Annotated in this window: 17 protein-coding genes; 14 read left to right on the top strand and 3 right to left on the bottom strand. The window is 37.8% G+C overall.

What is annotated here, in order from left to right:
* Positions 1–37: 37 nt before the first annotated feature.
* The 3 genes from H3T55_RS07650 to H3T55_RS07640 all read left to right on the top strand — a co-directional run bounded on the left by H3T55_RS07650 (position 38) and on the right by H3T55_RS07640 (position 3,118).
* Positions 38–1,072, top strand: a complete 1,035-nt coding sequence (locus H3T55_RS07650) for a helix-turn-helix domain-containing protein (RefSeq protein ID WP_225533994.1) — start codon at positions 38–40, stop codon at positions 1,070–1,072.
* Positions 1,069–2,505, top strand: a complete 1,437-nt coding sequence (locus H3T55_RS07645; protein WP_225533993.1) for a RecQ family ATP-dependent DNA helicase — start codon at positions 1,069–1,071, stop codon at positions 2,503–2,505. The genes H3T55_RS07650 and H3T55_RS07645 overlap by 4 nt, the downstream gene beginning before the upstream one ends.
* 79 nt (positions 2,506–2,584) lie before the next feature.
* Positions 2,585–3,118 (top strand): SAG1386/EF1546 family surface-associated protein, encoded by a 534-nt coding sequence (locus tag H3T55_RS07640; protein WP_087640038.1) that lies wholly within the window; start codon positions 2,585–2,587, stop codon positions 3,116–3,118.
* Here the strand turns inward: H3T55_RS07640 and H3T55_RS16760 are convergent.
* On the bottom strand, positions 3,009–3,236 hold the full coding sequence (locus H3T55_RS16760) for a hypothetical protein (protein ID WP_140405323.1): 228 nt from the start codon (positions 3,234–3,236) through the stop codon (positions 3,009–3,011). The genes H3T55_RS07640 and H3T55_RS16760 overlap by 110 nt on opposite strands.
* Before the next feature lies 1 nt (position 3,237).
* Here H3T55_RS16760 and cmk point away from each other — a divergent pair, with 1 nt between their 5' ends.
* Both cmk and rpsA read left to right on the top strand, forming a co-directional pair.
* Positions 3,238–3,906, top strand: coding sequence for a (d)CMP kinase (gene cmk / locus H3T55_RS07630; protein WP_225533991.1), 669 nt, complete (start codon positions 3,238–3,240; stop codon positions 3,904–3,906).
* A 191-nt stretch (positions 3,907–4,097) separates the two neighbouring features.
* Entirely contained in the window at positions 4,098–5,309 is a 1,212-nt protein-coding gene (gene rpsA / locus H3T55_RS07625; RefSeq protein ID WP_087640040.1) for a 30S ribosomal protein S1, read from the top strand.
* 112 nt (positions 5,310–5,421) lie between these two features.
* Here rpsA and H3T55_RS07620 read toward each other — a convergent pair whose 3' ends face one another.
* Positions 5,422–6,198, bottom strand: a complete 777-nt coding sequence (locus H3T55_RS07620; RefSeq protein WP_225533990.1) for a helix-turn-helix transcriptional regulator — start codon at positions 6,196–6,198, stop codon at positions 5,422–5,424.
* A 204-nt stretch (positions 6,199–6,402) separates the two neighbouring features.
* On the opposite strand from H3T55_RS07620, the gene H3T55_RS07615 reads away from it, so the two are divergent.
* The 6 genes from H3T55_RS07615 to H3T55_RS07590 all read left to right on the top strand — a co-directional run bounded on the left by H3T55_RS07615 (position 6,403) and on the right by H3T55_RS07590 (position 13,098).
* On the top strand, positions 6,403–7,743 hold the full coding sequence (locus tag H3T55_RS07615; RefSeq protein WP_225533989.1) for an aldehyde dehydrogenase family protein: 1,341 nt from the start codon (positions 6,403–6,405) through the stop codon (positions 7,741–7,743).
* A 182-nt stretch (positions 7,744–7,925) separates the two neighbouring features.
* A complete protein-coding gene (gene der, locus H3T55_RS07610) occupies positions 7,926–9,236 on the top strand; it encodes a ribosome biogenesis GTPase Der (RefSeq protein WP_087640043.1) in 1,311 nt (436 codons plus the stop codon).
* 247 nt (positions 9,237–9,483) lie between these two features.
* On the top strand, positions 9,484–9,759 hold the full coding sequence (locus H3T55_RS07605) for an HU family DNA-binding protein (protein ID WP_010761417.1): 276 nt from the start codon (positions 9,484–9,486) through the stop codon (positions 9,757–9,759).
* Between the two features lie 476 nt (positions 9,760–10,235).
* Positions 10,236–11,300: a hypothetical protein gene (locus H3T55_RS07600; RefSeq protein ID WP_225533988.1), complete on the top strand. Its 1,065-nt coding sequence runs from the start codon at positions 10,236–10,238 to the stop codon at positions 11,298–11,300.
* Positions 11,287–12,549: a tetratricopeptide repeat protein gene (locus H3T55_RS07595; protein ID WP_225533987.1), complete on the top strand. Its 1,263-nt coding sequence runs from the start codon at positions 11,287–11,289 to the stop codon at positions 12,547–12,549. Before H3T55_RS07600 ends, H3T55_RS07595 begins: the two co-directional genes overlap by 14 nt.
* A gap of 9 nt (positions 12,550–12,558) precedes the next feature.
* A complete protein-coding gene (locus H3T55_RS07590; protein ID WP_225534150.1) occupies positions 12,559–13,098 on the top strand; it encodes a ReoY family proteolytic degradation factor in 540 nt (179 codons plus the stop codon).
* A gap of 56 nt (positions 13,099–13,154) precedes the next feature.
* Here the strand turns inward: H3T55_RS07590 and H3T55_RS07585 are convergent, their stop codons facing one another.
* Complete coding sequence (locus H3T55_RS07585) at positions 13,155–14,045, bottom strand: YitT family protein (RefSeq protein ID WP_225533986.1); 891 nt, start codon at positions 14,043–14,045, stop codon at positions 13,155–13,157.
* Between the two features lie 162 nt (positions 14,046–14,207).
* Between H3T55_RS07585 and H3T55_RS07580 the strand changes: the two genes are divergently transcribed.
* Genes H3T55_RS07580 through H3T55_RS07570 form a run of 3 tightly spaced genes read left to right on the top strand, consistent with a single transcriptional unit; the run spans position 14,208 to position 16,544 of the window.
* Positions 14,208–14,555 (top strand): nucleotide pyrophosphohydrolase, encoded by a 348-nt coding sequence (locus H3T55_RS07580; RefSeq protein ID WP_225533985.1) that lies wholly within the window; start codon positions 14,208–14,210, stop codon positions 14,553–14,555.
* Complete coding sequence (dapB, locus tag H3T55_RS07575; protein ID WP_225533984.1) at positions 14,548–15,336, top strand: 4-hydroxy-tetrahydrodipicolinate reductase; 789 nt, start codon at positions 14,548–14,550, stop codon at positions 15,334–15,336. The genes H3T55_RS07580 and dapB overlap by 8 nt, the downstream gene beginning before the upstream one ends.
* Complete coding sequence (locus tag H3T55_RS07570) at positions 15,333–16,544, top strand: CCA tRNA nucleotidyltransferase (RefSeq protein WP_225533983.1); 1,212 nt, start codon at positions 15,333–15,335, stop codon at positions 16,542–16,544. Before dapB ends, H3T55_RS07570 begins: the two co-directional genes overlap by 4 nt.
* Position 16,545: the final 1 nt, after the last annotated feature.

Raw genomic sequence — 16,545 nt, 5'->3', positions numbered from 1 at the left:
TGACACATCCTATTCTAGCATTTAAAGAGGTGAAACAATGGAGCCGCACTTTATTTTAACGTTATTTCAGCACGGATACAAGGTTCGAACATCGACATTATATCACCTTTTAAAAGGAAAGCGAACAAGCTCCGTTTTAGTCTATGGTTTTCTTTATGAAAATCTTCGTTTTTTTCAACTGTGTCCAGAATTGTCGGAACAGGAATTCAACAGGCAGATACACACATTGAACGAAGCTCAATTATTGTTAACAGACTTAACGGGAGAGGTTCAGATAACAACGCAAGGAAAACGATTATTATCTGAAAGCGATCAATCGATTCATTGGTTGGATAATTATCGCTTTGGCAAAACAGACGAAGAAATCTGGCGATTTTTGCAATTTTTAGTACAAGTGACTTCTCATTTATCTTATGGAGATAAAGAATATATCCCGCTCGAGCAATCACCGTTTTATCAAGCTTTCTTAAAACGCAGAATCGCATCCGTTTCAAAAAAAGAATTGATTCAAACGATGAAAGCCGAATGGCATTTTTTACTCTCACGTTTATCAAAAAGCGAAGCTGATTATTTTGCCCAGCAATTTTCTGGTTATCAGCAAATCGGCAAGATCGCCGCTCAAATACTGCAGAAAGAATCAACTCCATTTGAACAGCTTCTAATAAAAAAAGATTGGCTGCACCATTTACTCTATGAGATTGAAAATATGCCGGAAGAAACGTTTTTAAAACAATCGATTCAACCCTTTATAACAAAAAATGATAATCAGAGTATGAATCAAACAAAAAGCTACTTACATCAAGAGACTTCAATCGAAACAATTGCACAACAAAGAGGGATGAAAAAAAGTACGATTCAAGATCATTTACTGGAACTTGCTTTAACAGAAGAGATCCCTTTTGAACACTATATTTCAAAGGAAACTTATCGATTTTTGGACCAGCTTTCCAGCCCATGTCCACAATGGATCTATCGTTCCTTAAAACAAGAAAATGAACAACTTGATTATTTTGAATATCGGTTATATCAAATTGAAAAACTAAAAAAAGAAAGAGCTGATAAATTGCCATGATCGATCTAGAGCAGTTTTTACATGATAAATTTGGCTTTTCTACATTTAAACCAGGACAAAAAGAAGTGATCCAGCAATTGCTGGATAAAAAAGATACGTTGGCTGTTTTGCCGACAGGGACAGGGAAATCACTTTGTTACCAAATGATCGGAAAACTTACTGAAGGATTGGTTATTATCGTATCGCCTTTGCTATCTTTGATGGAAGATCAAGTGATTCAATTACAAAAGCAAGGAGAAATAAGAGGGATAGCATTAAATAGCAGCTTGAACTTTTTTGAAAAACAATATGTGTTGGCTCATTTGAGTCAATACAACTATATTTTTGTTAGTCCTGAAACATTGCTGCAAAAAGATGTTCGGACAAAGCTTGCTCAAGAGACAGTGTCACTATTTGTTGTAGATGAAGCGCACTGTGTTGCTCAATGGGGGGTCGATTTTAGACCAGAGTACACGAAACTTGCTCAAATTCAGCAAGAATGTGGTTTTCCTTTGACTCTAGCACTAACGGCTACCGCAACACCAACAGTCAAGGAGGAAATCATCGCTCAATTGTTTTCTCACAGCCGAGAAGTGTCGCAAATCGTATACTCTGTCAATCGGCCGAATATTGGACTCATGGTCGATCAAACGACGGAAAAAGAAGAACAGCTGATTTCTTATCTGATGCAATTGAAACAAAAAGGGATCATTTATTGTGCGACAAGAAAAACAGCCGAAGCACTTGACCGTCTTATCAAAGAACAAACGAACTTGAAAACAGCGTATTATCATGGCGGCTTGACTCCTGTTGAACGCAGCTTACTGCAGCAGCAGTTTGTCCACAATCAACTAGATGTCTTATGTGCGACGAATGCTTTTGGAATGGGCATCGATAAACCAGATGTTCGTTTTGTCATTCATTATGACTGTCCGGATAGTTTAGAAAATTATGTTCAGGAAATCGGTCGCGCGGGGCGAGATGGACTGGAAAGTATTGCGATCTTACTTTATCAAAAAGGCGATGAATCGATCCATTATTATTTTCAATCTGAAAGTCGGATGGATCGTGAACTCCTACATGCATTGATATCTTCACTTTCTGAAAATGAACTGGCAGATTTAGAATTGAGTGAGATCCAACAAAAATGGATTCAAGGGTTTCTGGATCAAGAATATACAATTGAAGAGTTGGAACAAAGATTATTAAGAAAAGAGAAAGAACGTCAACAACAATTGAGAATTATGTTAAACTATATCCAGCATTCAAACTGCCGACGTCGATTCATTCAACAGTATTTCTCAGAGGAAGTAGAAGAAAATCATCAAATATTCTGCTGTGATAATTGTGGCTTATCCTTTGACAGTTATCGAGCACAAATAGTACAATCACCAGAAGAAAACGAAATCCTCGATCGGTGGGAGGACATTTTGATAAGATTATTTAAAGAATGAAAATAATCTTTTTTTAGACTGCAGCATAGAAAAAGCTGTGGTATAATAGCAAAAGAGAATTTTTAGGAGGAACAGATACGTGAGTAAACGAGATAAGAAAAATGGTGTACGCGAACCATGGGAGCAGTCAATTTATGATACAGAAAAGGGTGCGGGAGGTTCTCGTTCAGAAAAGCGTCAACAAAAGAAAGGAAACACAGTTTTTCTAACGATTTTAGTTATCTTATTACTATTGATCATTTCACTTCCAGTAGGAACTTACCTTTATGTAATGAGAGATAAAAAGCCTGATGCAAGTAAACAAGCGAGTCAGCCGTCATCGTCAGTTGTCGTTCAATCGTCAACTAAAAACAGCACGACACAACCTTCGTCATCAAGTGAATCGCAACAGCAGTCTACTTCATCATCAGAAGGTGAAACAGATCCAAATGGTGTAACAACACCATCATCAAGTCAAACAGAGACTGGTGCAGTTTATGATGCTGTTCAGTCTGGAGAAGGTCCTAACCAAGTTGCTCAAAGAAACGGCATAACATTAGAGGAACTATTACAATTGAATGGTATGACTGGCGACGAAACACTGCAACCAGGTGATCAATTACGTGTAAAATAATAAAAAATAAAGCAGCAGGAAATGTCCCAATGTTTTCTGCTGTTATTAAGGGTCTGAAGCAAAACAGTGATCGTTTTGTACCAGACTCTTTTACTATGTGATAAACAAGGGAGCGCATTATGAAAAAGATTAGTATTGCAATCGATGGTCCGGCTTCATCCGGCAAAAGTACTGTAGCAAAGATTTTAGCTAAAAAACTAAATTATATATACTGTGATACAGGTGCGATGTATCGTGCATTGACCTATTTAGCGATCCAAAAGAATATTGATTTTGAAGATGAAACGGGTTTAGTCAAATTATGTTTGGAGCATACGATTTCATTTAAGCAAACTGATAAAGAGCAATTAGTTTTTGTCGACAGTAATGAAGTAACGGAAGCAATTAGACAGCCGGATGTTACAAACGCTGTCTCGATCGTTGCGAAACATAAAGAAGTTCGAGAAAAAATGGTCGAACTGCAACAAGCGATCGGTCAAGCTAGAGGAGTAGTGATGGATGGCCGAGACATCGGTACAGCAGTCTTGCCAGATGCGGAAGTCAAGATCTTTTTGGTTGCCAGTGTTTCAGAACGGGCAGAAAGACGTTATAAAGAAAATCAGGAAAAAGGAATCACAACAGATTTTGAAACATTGAAAAAAGAAATCGAGCAGCGTGATCACCTTGATTCAACTCGAGCTGTGTCACCTTTGAAGCAAGCGGAAGATGCAGTGAAGATCGATACGACAGGTTTAACTATAGAAGAGGTCGTAGCAGCAATTGAGCAAGTTATTTTAGCAGCTAGTTAAATGCTACTTTCACCTTTACAAATCAGATAAGGATATAGTTTCTTTGTCTTTAAGCAAGAAAATTTCTTCTTCTCTGAAAGAAAAAAAAGAAAATGAGAGAAATCGCTTTATTTTTTCTGGAAAATCCCGTACTATTAAGGGAGTAGGTCAGTTTTTTACGAATTTTTGGTGGCATAGGAGGATTAGTATTCATGACAGAAGACAAACAAATGGAAAACAGCAATGAAACAATGGAAGATGTAATGAACAGCGTCCAAGAAGTAAACGTTGGCGACATCGTTAAGGGTGAAGTACTTGCCGTTGAGGACAAACAAGTGATTGTTGGTATTGAAGGCGCCGGTGTTGAAGGCGTAGTTCCCGCAAAAGAGTTATCTACGACTCAAGTAGAAGATATCAATGAATTAGTTAAAGTCGGTGACATATTAGATTTAGTAGTCATCACATCAATCGGTAAAGATAAAGAAAATGGCAGTTATTTACTTTCAAAACGCCGTTTAGATGCTAAAAAAGTTTGGGAAGAGATCGAGCAAGATTTCCAAGCCGGAAAAATCATCGAAGCACCTGTTACAAATGTTGTAAAAGGCGGTTTAGTTGTTGATGTTGGTGTACGTGGATTTGTTCCTGCATCAATGGTTGAAGATCATTTTGTAGATGATTTCTCTGAATACAAAGGGAAGACGTTGACGTTCAAAATCATTGAAATCGAACCTTCAGAAAATCGTTTGATTTTATCTCATAAAGCTGTTGTTGAAGCTGAAAAGGAATCGAAGAAAAAAGATATTCTAGCAACATTGCATGATGGCGATATCGTGGATGGAAAAGTTGCTCGTTTAACTGATTTCGGTGCATTTATCGATTTAGGCGGTATTGACGGATTGGTTCACGTATCAGAAATCGCTCATCAGCATGTTGGTAAACCAAGCGATGTTTTATCTGTTGGCGATGATGTGAAAGTCAAGATCCTTTCGATCAATCCAGATGAAGAGCGTGTTTCATTATCTATCAAAGAAACATTGGCAGGACCGTGGGAAGATATCGAAAATAAAGCAGCTGTCGGCTCTGTTCTTGACGGAGTTGTTAAGCGTTTAACTAGCTTTGGTGCATTTGTTGAAGTTTTCCCTGGCGTGGAAGGCTTAGTGCATATCTCTCAAATTTCGCATAAACATATTGCAACTCCTCATGAAGTACTGCAAGAAGGCGATGCGATCCAAGTAAAAGTATTAGAAGTCAATCCTGAAGAACATCGTATTGCTCTAAGTATTAAGGCATTAGAAGCAAAACCAGAATCTAAAGAAGAACCAAAAGATGTTGAAGATTATGAACTTCCAGAAGAAAATACTGGATTCACAATGGGTGATATCTTAGGTGATGCATTAAAAGGTCAGGACACAGACTCAGAATAATTTTCAGTCTGAAGGTAGAGTATAAATGCTCGGTCTGATTTTTATCACCGTTTATTAAGAATAAAAGTCCACGATAAAACTGTTTTCTAGTTTTATCGTGGACTTTTTTTGTTCATTGATAAATAATTCTTAAATCAGCTGGGGTATGTTCCCCATGATACTGTTTACGAAATTGATGAGGCGATTGTCCTACTTTTTTCTTGAATAATTTACTGAAATAGGTTGAGTCTATATAACCGACCGTTCCTGAAATTTCAGTAATAGACTCCTCTGTTTTCATCAATAGCTGTTTCGCTTTTTCAATCCGATAAGCAGTTAAATAATCAATGAAATTCATTCCAACAGCTTCTTTAAAGAAGCGACTGACATAGTGACGATTTAGGTGCATGATATCAGCTAAGGTGGTCAAGTTGATCTCCTCATTATAGTGTTCGTGGATATAATCTAAGATAGTATTGATTTGTTCTTTAGCTAAAACAGTTGGTTTATTATTTAATACATCCATGAGTGAAACTTGATTTAAGGATCTGACACAACGGTCGATCGCAACTTTCAATTCATCAAAATCAACGGGTGTAAGTAAATAGTCGATGACTCCACAGCGCAGTGCCTGATGAAGGCTTTGAAAGCTCTCGTGTTCAGTCAAAATGATCACTTTGATATTCGGCAAAGTTTGAACTATTTTTCGTTTCACAATAAATCCGTCGATGTCCAAATGGTCAATCGAAATCAACAAAATCTCAGGTAAAAATTCTTCTGTGATTTTTAGTGCTTCTACTTTAGTTGTAGCTGGAGGTAGGATTTTTATATTCATGAAAGAATCGTTGATCGATTGTTGAAGCATCGATTGCTCCTGTAGATCATCACTGACAATCAATAGTCGGCACATAAACAAACCCTCATTTCTTTGTGAAATTTATTTTACAATCTTATCATACATTGAATAAGTAGCGCTTTCAAGTGTAATTCTTTGTGAAATAATTACAGGAAAAAGTAAATATTGTCCATAATCTTCTTAAATTTGTCCCTAACAAATTGGCTAAAATAGATTAAACTCTATTTGTAAGCGTTTAAAAAAGAAGGGGTGGCCGATATGACAGAAGAAATCAAAGTAAAAGAAATCGAAGCTCTTGTTGAGACAGCAAAAAATGCGCAAAAGAAGTACGAGCACTTTACGCAGGAACAAGTAGATGCGGTTGTTAGAAGTGTTTACCAAGCTACGCTAAAGAATGCAGAAAAATTGGCTATAGCGGCAAATGAAGAGACAGGATTTGGGAAAGTATCTGATAAAATAATCAAGAATACTTTTGCAAGTGAACAAGTGTATGAGAGCATCAAAGATTTAGCGACAGTTGGAATCATCAATCGCCTTGAGCAGGAAAAAATCATCGAGATCGGTATACCTTTAGGAGTGGTTGCTGGCTTGATTCCATCAACAAATCCAACGGCAACGGTCATTTTTAAATCATTGATTGCTCTAAAAACTGGAAACGCAATTATTTTTTCACCACATCCGAAAGCATTGAATGCGATTTTATTAGCTGCTGAAATTATTGAAAACGCAGCTGTTGCTGCTGGCGCGCCGGCAGGTTTGATTCAAGTGATCAAAGAGCCCACTTTAGAAGCAACAGGAGCTTTAATGAAGCATCCGGATGTCTCTTTGATTCTTGCGACGGGTGGCAAGGCAATGGTCCAAGCAGCTTATAGCTCGGGAAATCCAGCAATTGGTGTAGGGCCTGGCAATGTTCCTGTATTGATCGATCACTCTGCAGATATTAATCATGCAATAAACTGTATTGTCAGCAGTAAAACTTTTGATAATGGTATCATTTGCGCTTCAGAACAGGCTTTAGTCGTGGAAGCATCTGTCAAAAATGACGTCATTGAACAATTAAAAGCGAAGAATGCTTATTTTATGAATGAGGAAGAAGCGGCTAAAGTCAGCCGTTACATTTTGAGAGAGACAGGCACTCTGAATCCTGAAATAGTTGGAAAAAGTGCAGTCGATGTAGCGGAATTAGTAGGTATTAATGTACCAGCAAGTACCAGTATTTTAATTTCAGAACAGACAGAGATCGGTCGGCACAATCCATACTCTAGAGAGAAACTAACACCGATCCTAGGGCTGTATACTGTAACTTCTTTCAAAGAAGGTGTCGATACATGTAAAGCTTTACTAGCAAATGAAGGAACAGGTCATACTGCTGTTCTTCATACGACAACGGATGCGAATGCGGAAACGTTTGGTTTAGAAATGAAAGCCTCTCGTATTTTAGTCAATACACTTGGCGCTTTAGGCGCAATCGGAGCGACGACAAAACTGGCACCTTCGATGACTTTAGGGTGTGGTGCCATGGGTGGCAGTAGTACAACGGATAATGTAACAGCACGTCATTTGATGAATATCAAACGTATAGCTTATGGTATAGAATGATCGATCATTAGAAGAATGACAGGGATAGTTGAACGGTACTGTAATTAATGACGAATGAAGTCATTTATACAGTACCGTTCTTTTTTCATCTTTAAACATATATTTCACTAGTTTTTCTTGCATCTTCGACAGGCATTAGGTAAACTAGTAAAGATTGAAAACTTGTCAAGGAGGTAGTTTGAATGGCAAATCCAACAATTGCAATTGTCGGTCGCCCGAATGTAGGAAAGTCGACGATTTTTAACCGTATAGCTGGTGAACGAATTTCTATCGTTGAAGATACACCAGGTGTCACCAGAGACCGTATTTACGCCACAGGAGAGTGGTTAGGTCGCGAATTTAGTATAATCGATACAGGTGGTATCGATCTTAGTGACGAGCCGTTTATGGAACAAATCAAGCATCAGGCAGAAATCGCGATCGAAGAGGCCGATGTCATCATTTTCGTTGCCAGCGGCAGAGAAGGCGTGACAGATGCAGATGAACTTGTAGCAAAAATTTTATACCGTAGTAAAAAGCCAATCATTTTGGCTGTGAATAAAGTCGATAACCCAGAAATGCGTAATGATATTTATGAGTTTTATGCGTTAGGATTAGGAGATCCATTTCCAATTTCAGGAAGTCATGGACTTGGTATCGGTGATGTACTGGATGAAGCAGTTAAGCATTTTTCAACTGAAATCGAAGAAGAAGAGGAAGGCATAATCAAGTTTAGCCTGATTGGACGTCCGAATGTAGGGAAATCCTCATTGATCAACGCAATTTTAGGTGAAGAACGAGTGATCGTTTCTGATATTGAAGGCACGACGAGAGATGCCATCGACACACACTTTGAATCTGAAAATGGGCAAAAGTTCCTGATGATCGATACAGCAGGAATGCGTAAACGCGGAAAAGTCTATGAAAGTACTGAAAAGTATAGCGTAATGCGTGCGATGCGTGCGATCGAACGTTCAGATATTGTTTTGATGGTTCTAAATGCGGAAGAAGGTATTCGTGAACAAGATAAAAAAGTTGCCGGTTATGCACATGAAGCTGGACGAGGCATCATCATCGTCGTCAATAAATGGGACACGTTGAAAAAAGAAACAAATACCATGCGTGATTTTGAAGAAGAAATTCGTGATGAATTCCAATATTTGGATTATGCACCGATCATTTTCGTTTCAGCTGTAACGAAGCAGCGTTTAAATAAGCTGCCTGAGCTGATCGAAACTGTCAGCATGAACCAAAACCTACGAATTCCGTCAGCGTTATTGAACGACGTAGTGATGGATGCGATCGCGATCAATCCAACACCGACCGATAAAGGGAAACGTTTGAAAGTTTTTTATGCTACACAAGTGGCTATCAAACCGCCAACCTTCGTGATTTTCGTGAATGAAGAAGAATTGATGCATTTTTCTTACGCACGCTTTTTAGAAAATCAAATTCGAAAAGCATTCACTTTTGAAGGAACACCGATCAAAATTATTCCAAGAAGACGGAAATAGCGCATTTTACCACACTTTTTTCAAATGTACAAACAAATTCATTGAGTTCTAAAAAAAAATGACATTTTTTGAAAAAACTGGTTAAAAAGCATCAAAAACCTTGCTATTACAAGCTTCCTATGATATCGTGATAACAGAATATTGAACCAAATCAATATTTGTACGTCATTTTTGGACCACTCAAAAATGAACGTAAATTCGATATCTATTAGATATCCTATCCCTTGTGGAGGAGGTGAAATAATCCATGGCAAATAAAGCAGAATTAATCGAAAACGTTGCATCTTCAACTGGTCTAACTAAAAAAGACGCAACTGCAGCAGTGGATGCTGTATTTTCAACAATCCAAGAATCTCTTGCTAAAGGTGAAAAAGTTCAATTAATCGGTTTTGGTAACTTTGAAGTTCGCGAACGTGCGGCTCGTAAAGGACGTAACCCACAAACTGGTAAAGAAATTCAAATCGCTGCAAGTAAAGTACCTGCGTTCAAACCAGGTAAAGCCTTGAAAGATGCTGTTAAATAAGACAGTTCTTAGAACCCTTGATATTCAGGGGTTCTTTCTTTATTTTGGAATGATAAAAAGCTGAGATAAGTGCTGCTTCCATAATAGATGGATGTTGACAGCATTTATCTCAGTTTTTTAAGGATAAGGAATAATTAGTTATGTCAAAAACAAGTTTACCTATGAACAGTTAAAGCGACTAATTATTCAAATTAGATCGAACCACTATGCTCCTAGAAAGTTGTATGTTTAAGGAGTGCGCTAAAGTCCACATCATACATTTTCTTTGAAGCAATTTTATTATAAGTTGCATATGAGAATTTTATATGCTGGAAAAAGGAATATTTTGTAGGGAAATGTGAATCAATAATGTCTGTTCTTTAAGAAACCCTAAAGAAGCATTATTATTGGGTCAAAGTGATCGTTTGGGAAAATAGTCCCTCCCTCTTTATGTTTTCCGGCAAATAATGGTAGAATAAAGAAGAGGGGTGACAGCGATGGAGTTCACTTACGCAAAGAATGATCAAGAAACCACGATTACATATGGAAAAACCTTCGCTTCTCAGCTCAGAGCAACGACGGTGAAGGCAACACATGTTTTTTTGATCACCAATCAACGATACTATGATTTGTTTGCGGATAAATTTATTCAGTTTTTTGATGAGGGACAGGAGATCGATTGGTTTATTTGTAAGAATGATGCGCATTGCAATAATATGAATGAACTTGAAAGTCTTCTCACGTTTATCGCAGATTTTGACCAGCAACAGGACTTCTTGTTTTTAGGTATCGGAAATGAAGGAGTAATTCAATTGACTAGTTTTTTGCACAGTACCTCAGTGCTGACATCGGCCTGCTGGTTACTCCCTTTATCAGTTCGTGCACTTAGTAAGAGCTTACTTGGTGATGCTGAAATAGAACTAAGCAATCATCCTGTATTAAAAAATACAGTGCTCCCAGAACAAATTATCTATGATCATACGCTGATCACAGACCATGGGGATGGAAAATTAGTGGATTTTCTGATTTTTATCCGATGCGGTATTGTGCGAAGTCATGATTATTTAAGAGTCCTTTTTAAAAACTATAATGATCGTTCAAAATTAAATCAGCAGTCATTTGCTGCTTTATTGAATGAAATGATTCATTATTATGAGATAGATGGACAAAAAATCGATCAGTTTGGTACACTATTCGAGCACGGCTTTTCTGAAGCAGCCAATGGACATCTTTTATCTAGAAATATGAAGCGTCTTTTAGGTTGTTTATTACAGTTACTTTGGGCACAGAAAATTAGTGGTTTTTCTTTTCATTATAAAAATTTTGTCATCTGGTTGATCCACTTAGGCTTTCCTGTCGATTTTCCAGAACAAATTTTGACTAGCGATTATGTGGAAGGGATTTTGACCTGTGTTGACCGAGGAGAGCGGGCACTTTTGTTAAGCGAAATCGGCAATGGTGATCAGCTTGAAAAGCCAAAAGCAGAAGACTTGTTACAGACTGTTGAACAATATAGACGAATAATAAACGAAATCAGAGGGCAGAACGATGACAACATATAGCGAAAAAATGCTACAAGCATTACATGAAGATGATTTAGCGCAAGCGCAATTGATGCTTGCAGAAGCAATTAGAAAAGATGATGATGATGATACTCTTGCAGATTTAGGTGAAGAGTTGTTGTCATTAGGTTTCCTAGAAGAAGCAAAATTGATTTTTGACCATTTACTATCGATTTTCCCAGATGCGGAAGGATTAAATATTCCGTTGGCAGAGATTGCGATCGAGAATAATTTGATCGATGAAGCCTTTGAATATTTAGAAAAAGTAACGAAAGACAGTGATAGCTATGTTCAAAGCCTGCTTGTTACAGCAGATTTATATCAAGTGATCGGTATTCCAGAAGTCAGTGAAGCAAAATTGAAGGAAGCACAACAGATTTTACCGAATGAACCACTTATTTTATTCGCTTTAGGCGAGTTATATTTTGTAAATGGACAATTTGGTGAAGCTGTAGAAGCATACACTACTCTGCTTGAAGAACAAGTAACAGAAATTTCCGGAGTTTCGATCAATGAACGCCTTGGAAGCTGTTACAGTATGACTGGTGAATTTGAAGAAGCTATTCCCTACTTGGAAAAGGCTTTGGGAGAAGGGCAGACAGATGAGCGTCTATTTCAGCTTGCGTTCACGTATTTACAGCTGCACGAAAATCAAAAAGCTATTGCATTGCTGCAGCAATTGAGAGCTTTAAATCCTCATTATCAGTCGTTGTATCTTTCATTAGGGGAAGCGTTACAAGAAGAGGAACAACTTGAAGAAGCTCAAAGCGTTTTGACAGAAGGAATCAAAGAAAATCCATTTCAAGTTGATTTATACCATCTTGCTTCTGAAAATGCTTATCGTCTACATGATACAGAACAAGCAGAAGAGTTATTGAAAAAAGCTCTAGAACTTGGGGAAAAAACAGATGAAACGCTGCTTACCTTAAGTAATTTGTATTTAAATGAAGAACGCTTTGATGAAGTTGTCGAAGTCGTTCAAAAGATGGAAGAACAAGGACATCCTTATGCTGAATGGAATCTCGCTCATGCATATAATGAACTGGAAGAATTTGCATTGGCAAAAGTTCACTACGAGCAGGCATATCAAGAGCTTAACCACGAACCTGATTTTTTGAAAGAATATGCGGTATTTCTACGTGAAGAAGGTCAGTTGGAAAAAGCGAAGGAATTATTACAGCATTATCTCCACCATGAGCCTGGTGATACAGAAGCACAATCATTACTGGATGATATAGAAGAAAGATAGGTGATGACGATGTTTGTCAATGTCTCTGATAAGAAAGAATTTTTACTTTGGTTAGTGAACAATGTTTCTTTTAGTCAAAGAGAAGTTTTATGGATCTTGAATTATTTGATCAACCATGAAGCGATTTTAAATAATGTGCATTTTGTTGAGCATGCAGATAAAGCGGTGCGAGGAATAAAAGTTACATCAAAGGAAATGGAAGACGATCCTATTATTTTATTTCTTTCAGGAAAAGAGTTTACAGATACGGATCAGATTTTCCATGAAATTCGTATGAACTGGAAAGAAGCCCTGTATATTGAATGCATATTCGATGGTTCTTGGCAAAATAGCCAATATTTATCCATTTTGGAGGATAATCCGTATGCTCGCTGGAATGAACAGGTCAGTGAAGAGATCGTGAAAAATATCAATACTTTTTTTGCTCAAGAAGAAAAACAAGCTAAAATCGACTTATTGTATAGTCAAATTGATTTAGCGTTGGAAGATGATAATTATGAAGCGTTTCTTGAATTATCAGATGAACTGAATCATTTGAAAAATTCATGATAAATATTAAAAGGAGTGAAACGAAAGGCTAGCCCTTTTCTTCACTCCTTTTAAGGTCAATTTACGACCTTTTTCTTTCTAAATAATGTTTTAGTTGGACGGGCATAAGTAAAGCCTTCACCAATGGCCTCATGAACATTGATGACTGAGATGAACGCTTTCGGATCCAGTTCATGAACGATTCGTTTGATTTCCATCAATTCACTTGGGCTAACGACCATATAAAGCACTTTTTTCTCTCCCTGAGAGTAACCACCTTGACCATTCAAATAAGTAACACCACGTTCTAAAATAGCCATAACGACTTCACCGATATCTTCTGTATGATCAGAAATGACCAACATCCCTTTTGCAGCATATGCTCCATCCAGCACAGAATCAACCACGCGGCTAAATACAAACGATACGATCAGTGTATACATCATTCGTTTAACATCAATGTAACTTAGTGACAGAACAAGGACTAAAATATCAAAAATCAGTAATGAGCGTCCCATGCTGACCCCATAATTCTTTTCTAAAATCCGAGCAATAACATCTGTTCCACCAGTGGTTCCGCCAACACGATAGACAAAACCGCTGCCTAAGCCTGCAGCTAACCCCGCAAGTAAAGAGGCAATCAACAAATCGTGATCTAGATTAATGTCGATCGGGAAACGTTGCCATAGCCATAAAAAAACGGATAAAGAGACCGTTCCTAAAATAGTATAATAAAATGAATGTTTACCAAGAACTTTGCCACCGATCAAAATCAGTGGAATATTGATGATCAGCGTTGAGTATGCTGGATCAATATGAAATAATGCTCGTAAAATCAAGGTGATCCCTGTCACGCCGCCTTCGGCTAAGTCATTTGCAATATTGAAAGTAACTAAACCAAACGCATAGAGGCAGGTCCCGGCTAAAATCAGCAAAACGTCTTTCATATAAAATTTCTTTTCTTCCATAACTCCACTCCCTAACAACTCAAGATTTAGCTATTATTCTTTATGATAAGTTGTCTATATCCAGTACTCACTTTAGCATTCTACAGATAAAACAACAAGTAGAACCTTTCCAGATCACAAAGTTTTTGATAAGATGAATAGAGTAAGAAAGGTTGCGATAAAATGAAAGAGAATAAACAGTCATTGTACTCGATGCAGCAAGAAGTCGATGCGTATATCCAGCAATTTAAAACAGGCTATTTTTCTCCATTGAGTCAGATGGCTCGTTTGACTGAAGAGGTCGGGGAACTAGCAAGAGAAATCAACCACTATTATGGTGAAAAGCCTAAAAAGGCAAACGAGCAGCCAAAAACAGTTGCCGAAGAATTAGGAGATGTATTGTTTGTGACGATGATCATGGCCAACTCTCTAGATATAGATTTAACAGAAGCATTTCAAAAGAATATGGAAAAATTCAATCAGCGAGACAAATATCGTTTTGAACGAAAGGATGGTCAGACAAATGATTAAAGTGTTAGTAGCAGGTTTCAAAGGGAAAATGGGCGCTACAGCGACCAAAATGGTGTTAGACCATGATGATTTTGAATTAGTAGGTGTATTAGATCCGTTTGAGGAAAAAAATCATCTGAATGAATTAGCTGAATATAAAGGGATCGATGTCCCTATTTTTAAAAATAAAAAAGAAGTAGTATCTGTTAAGCCAGATGTGTGGATAGACTTTACTATTCCGGCAGTTGCTTATGAAAATACTCGTTTTGCGATCGAAAACCACATTTCACCAGTAGTTGGAACGACGGGGTTAACAGAAGAACAACTGTCTGAATTAACGACACTCTCTGAAGAACTTAAAGTCGGTGGGTTAATAGCTCCTAATTTTGCTGTTGGTGCAGTTTTGATGATGCAGTTTGCTCAAAAGGCGGCAGCCTATTTTCCAGATGTGGAAATCATCGAGCTTCATCATGATAATAAGCTGGATGCTCCGAGCGGAACTGCACTTAAAACAGCTGAAATGATGAGCGAAGTTCGCCAAAAGAAAGCGCAAGGACATCAAGAAGAAAAAGAGCTGCTTGCCGGTGCACGAGGCGCAGATTTTGATGGGATGAAAATCCATAGTGTGCGCTTGCCGGGATTGATCGCACATCAGCAAGTTCAATTTGGCGGTGTTGGTGAAGGATTGACGATTAGACATGATTCTTATGACCGTAGCTCGTTTATGACTGGAGTCGCTTTAGGTTGTGAAAAAGTGATTCATTTAGACAAATTAGTTTATGGATTGGAAAATCTTCTATGAAATTAGAGTTAGTTCCAGATGAATTTATCAAATCATCTGATATTTTAAAAGAAATCCACTCGCATGGATATGAAGCTTATTTTGTTGGGGGCAGTGTTCGTGATGCTTTATTAGGTCAAGAAATTCATGATGTAGACATTGCTACTAGTGCTTACCCAGAAGAGATCAAACAAATATTTAAACGGACGATCGATGTTGGGATCGATCATGGAACGGTTCTAATATTAGTAGGCGAAGAACAATATGAGATTACGACTTTTCGAACGGAATCTACCTACCAAGATTATAGAAGACCGGACAAAGTTACTTTTGTCCGTACACTAAAAGAGGATCTGAAACGACGTGATTTTACGATCAATGCATTGGCAATGACTGTCGAAGGTGAAATCATTGATTTATTTGATGGTATGTCAGATCTGAATCAGCAAATCATTCGAGCAGTAGGAAACCCGAAAGAACGGTTTCATGAAGATGCTTTACGTATGATGCGCGGTTTACGGTTTGCCAGTCAGCTTGATTTTTCGATTGAAGATAATACTCTAGCTGCGATCCAAGAATTTCATTCGTTACTTGAAAAAATCTCGGTGGAGCGGATCGCTGTTGAGTTCAGCAAATTGTTATTAGGGAAAAATAGACGAGCTGGAATCTTACCTTTTGTCGAGACGGAATGTTATCAATATTGTCCAGGATTAAAACAATCAGGTGACGCTTTACTAAGGTTTGCTGATTTCCCAGAACGAAGGATAGAGACGGAAGCACAAGCGTGGACATTACTGATCAAAACGATCGGGCTAAAAGAAAATGACCTGCGCAGCTTTTTAAAATCATGGAAGCTTTCCAATCATTTACTTCAGGAAGTACAACAATTATTATATGGTTTAGAGAAACGTCTCGTTGCTGATTGGCAAGCCATCGATTTGTTCGATTTAGGATTAGAAGCGGTTGTATCCGTTGAAAAACTATTGTTTTATTATAACCAAAAGAGTAAAATTGAAGAAGCAAGTAAACTATATTTAAGTCTACCTATCCATGATCGCAAAGAGCTAGCCATTACAGGCAATGACCTGATGAAGTCTTTTGACAAAAAGCCTGGAAAATGGTTGGGTGATCTAATTCAAACGATCGAGAGAGCGGTTGTTGATGGACAGGTTGAAAATACGCGGGAAGCATTACTTTCTTTTGCAAAAGACGATCTTGAGAAGGAGTGAG

The sequence above is a fragment of the Enterococcus sp. S22(2020) genome (genome assembly GCF_020295385.1).
GTDB classification, from domain to species: Bacteria; Bacillota; Bacilli; order Lactobacillales; family Enterococcaceae; genus Enterococcus_L; species Enterococcus_L dunnyi.
This window is presented reverse-complemented; position numbering and strand designations above follow the sequence as displayed.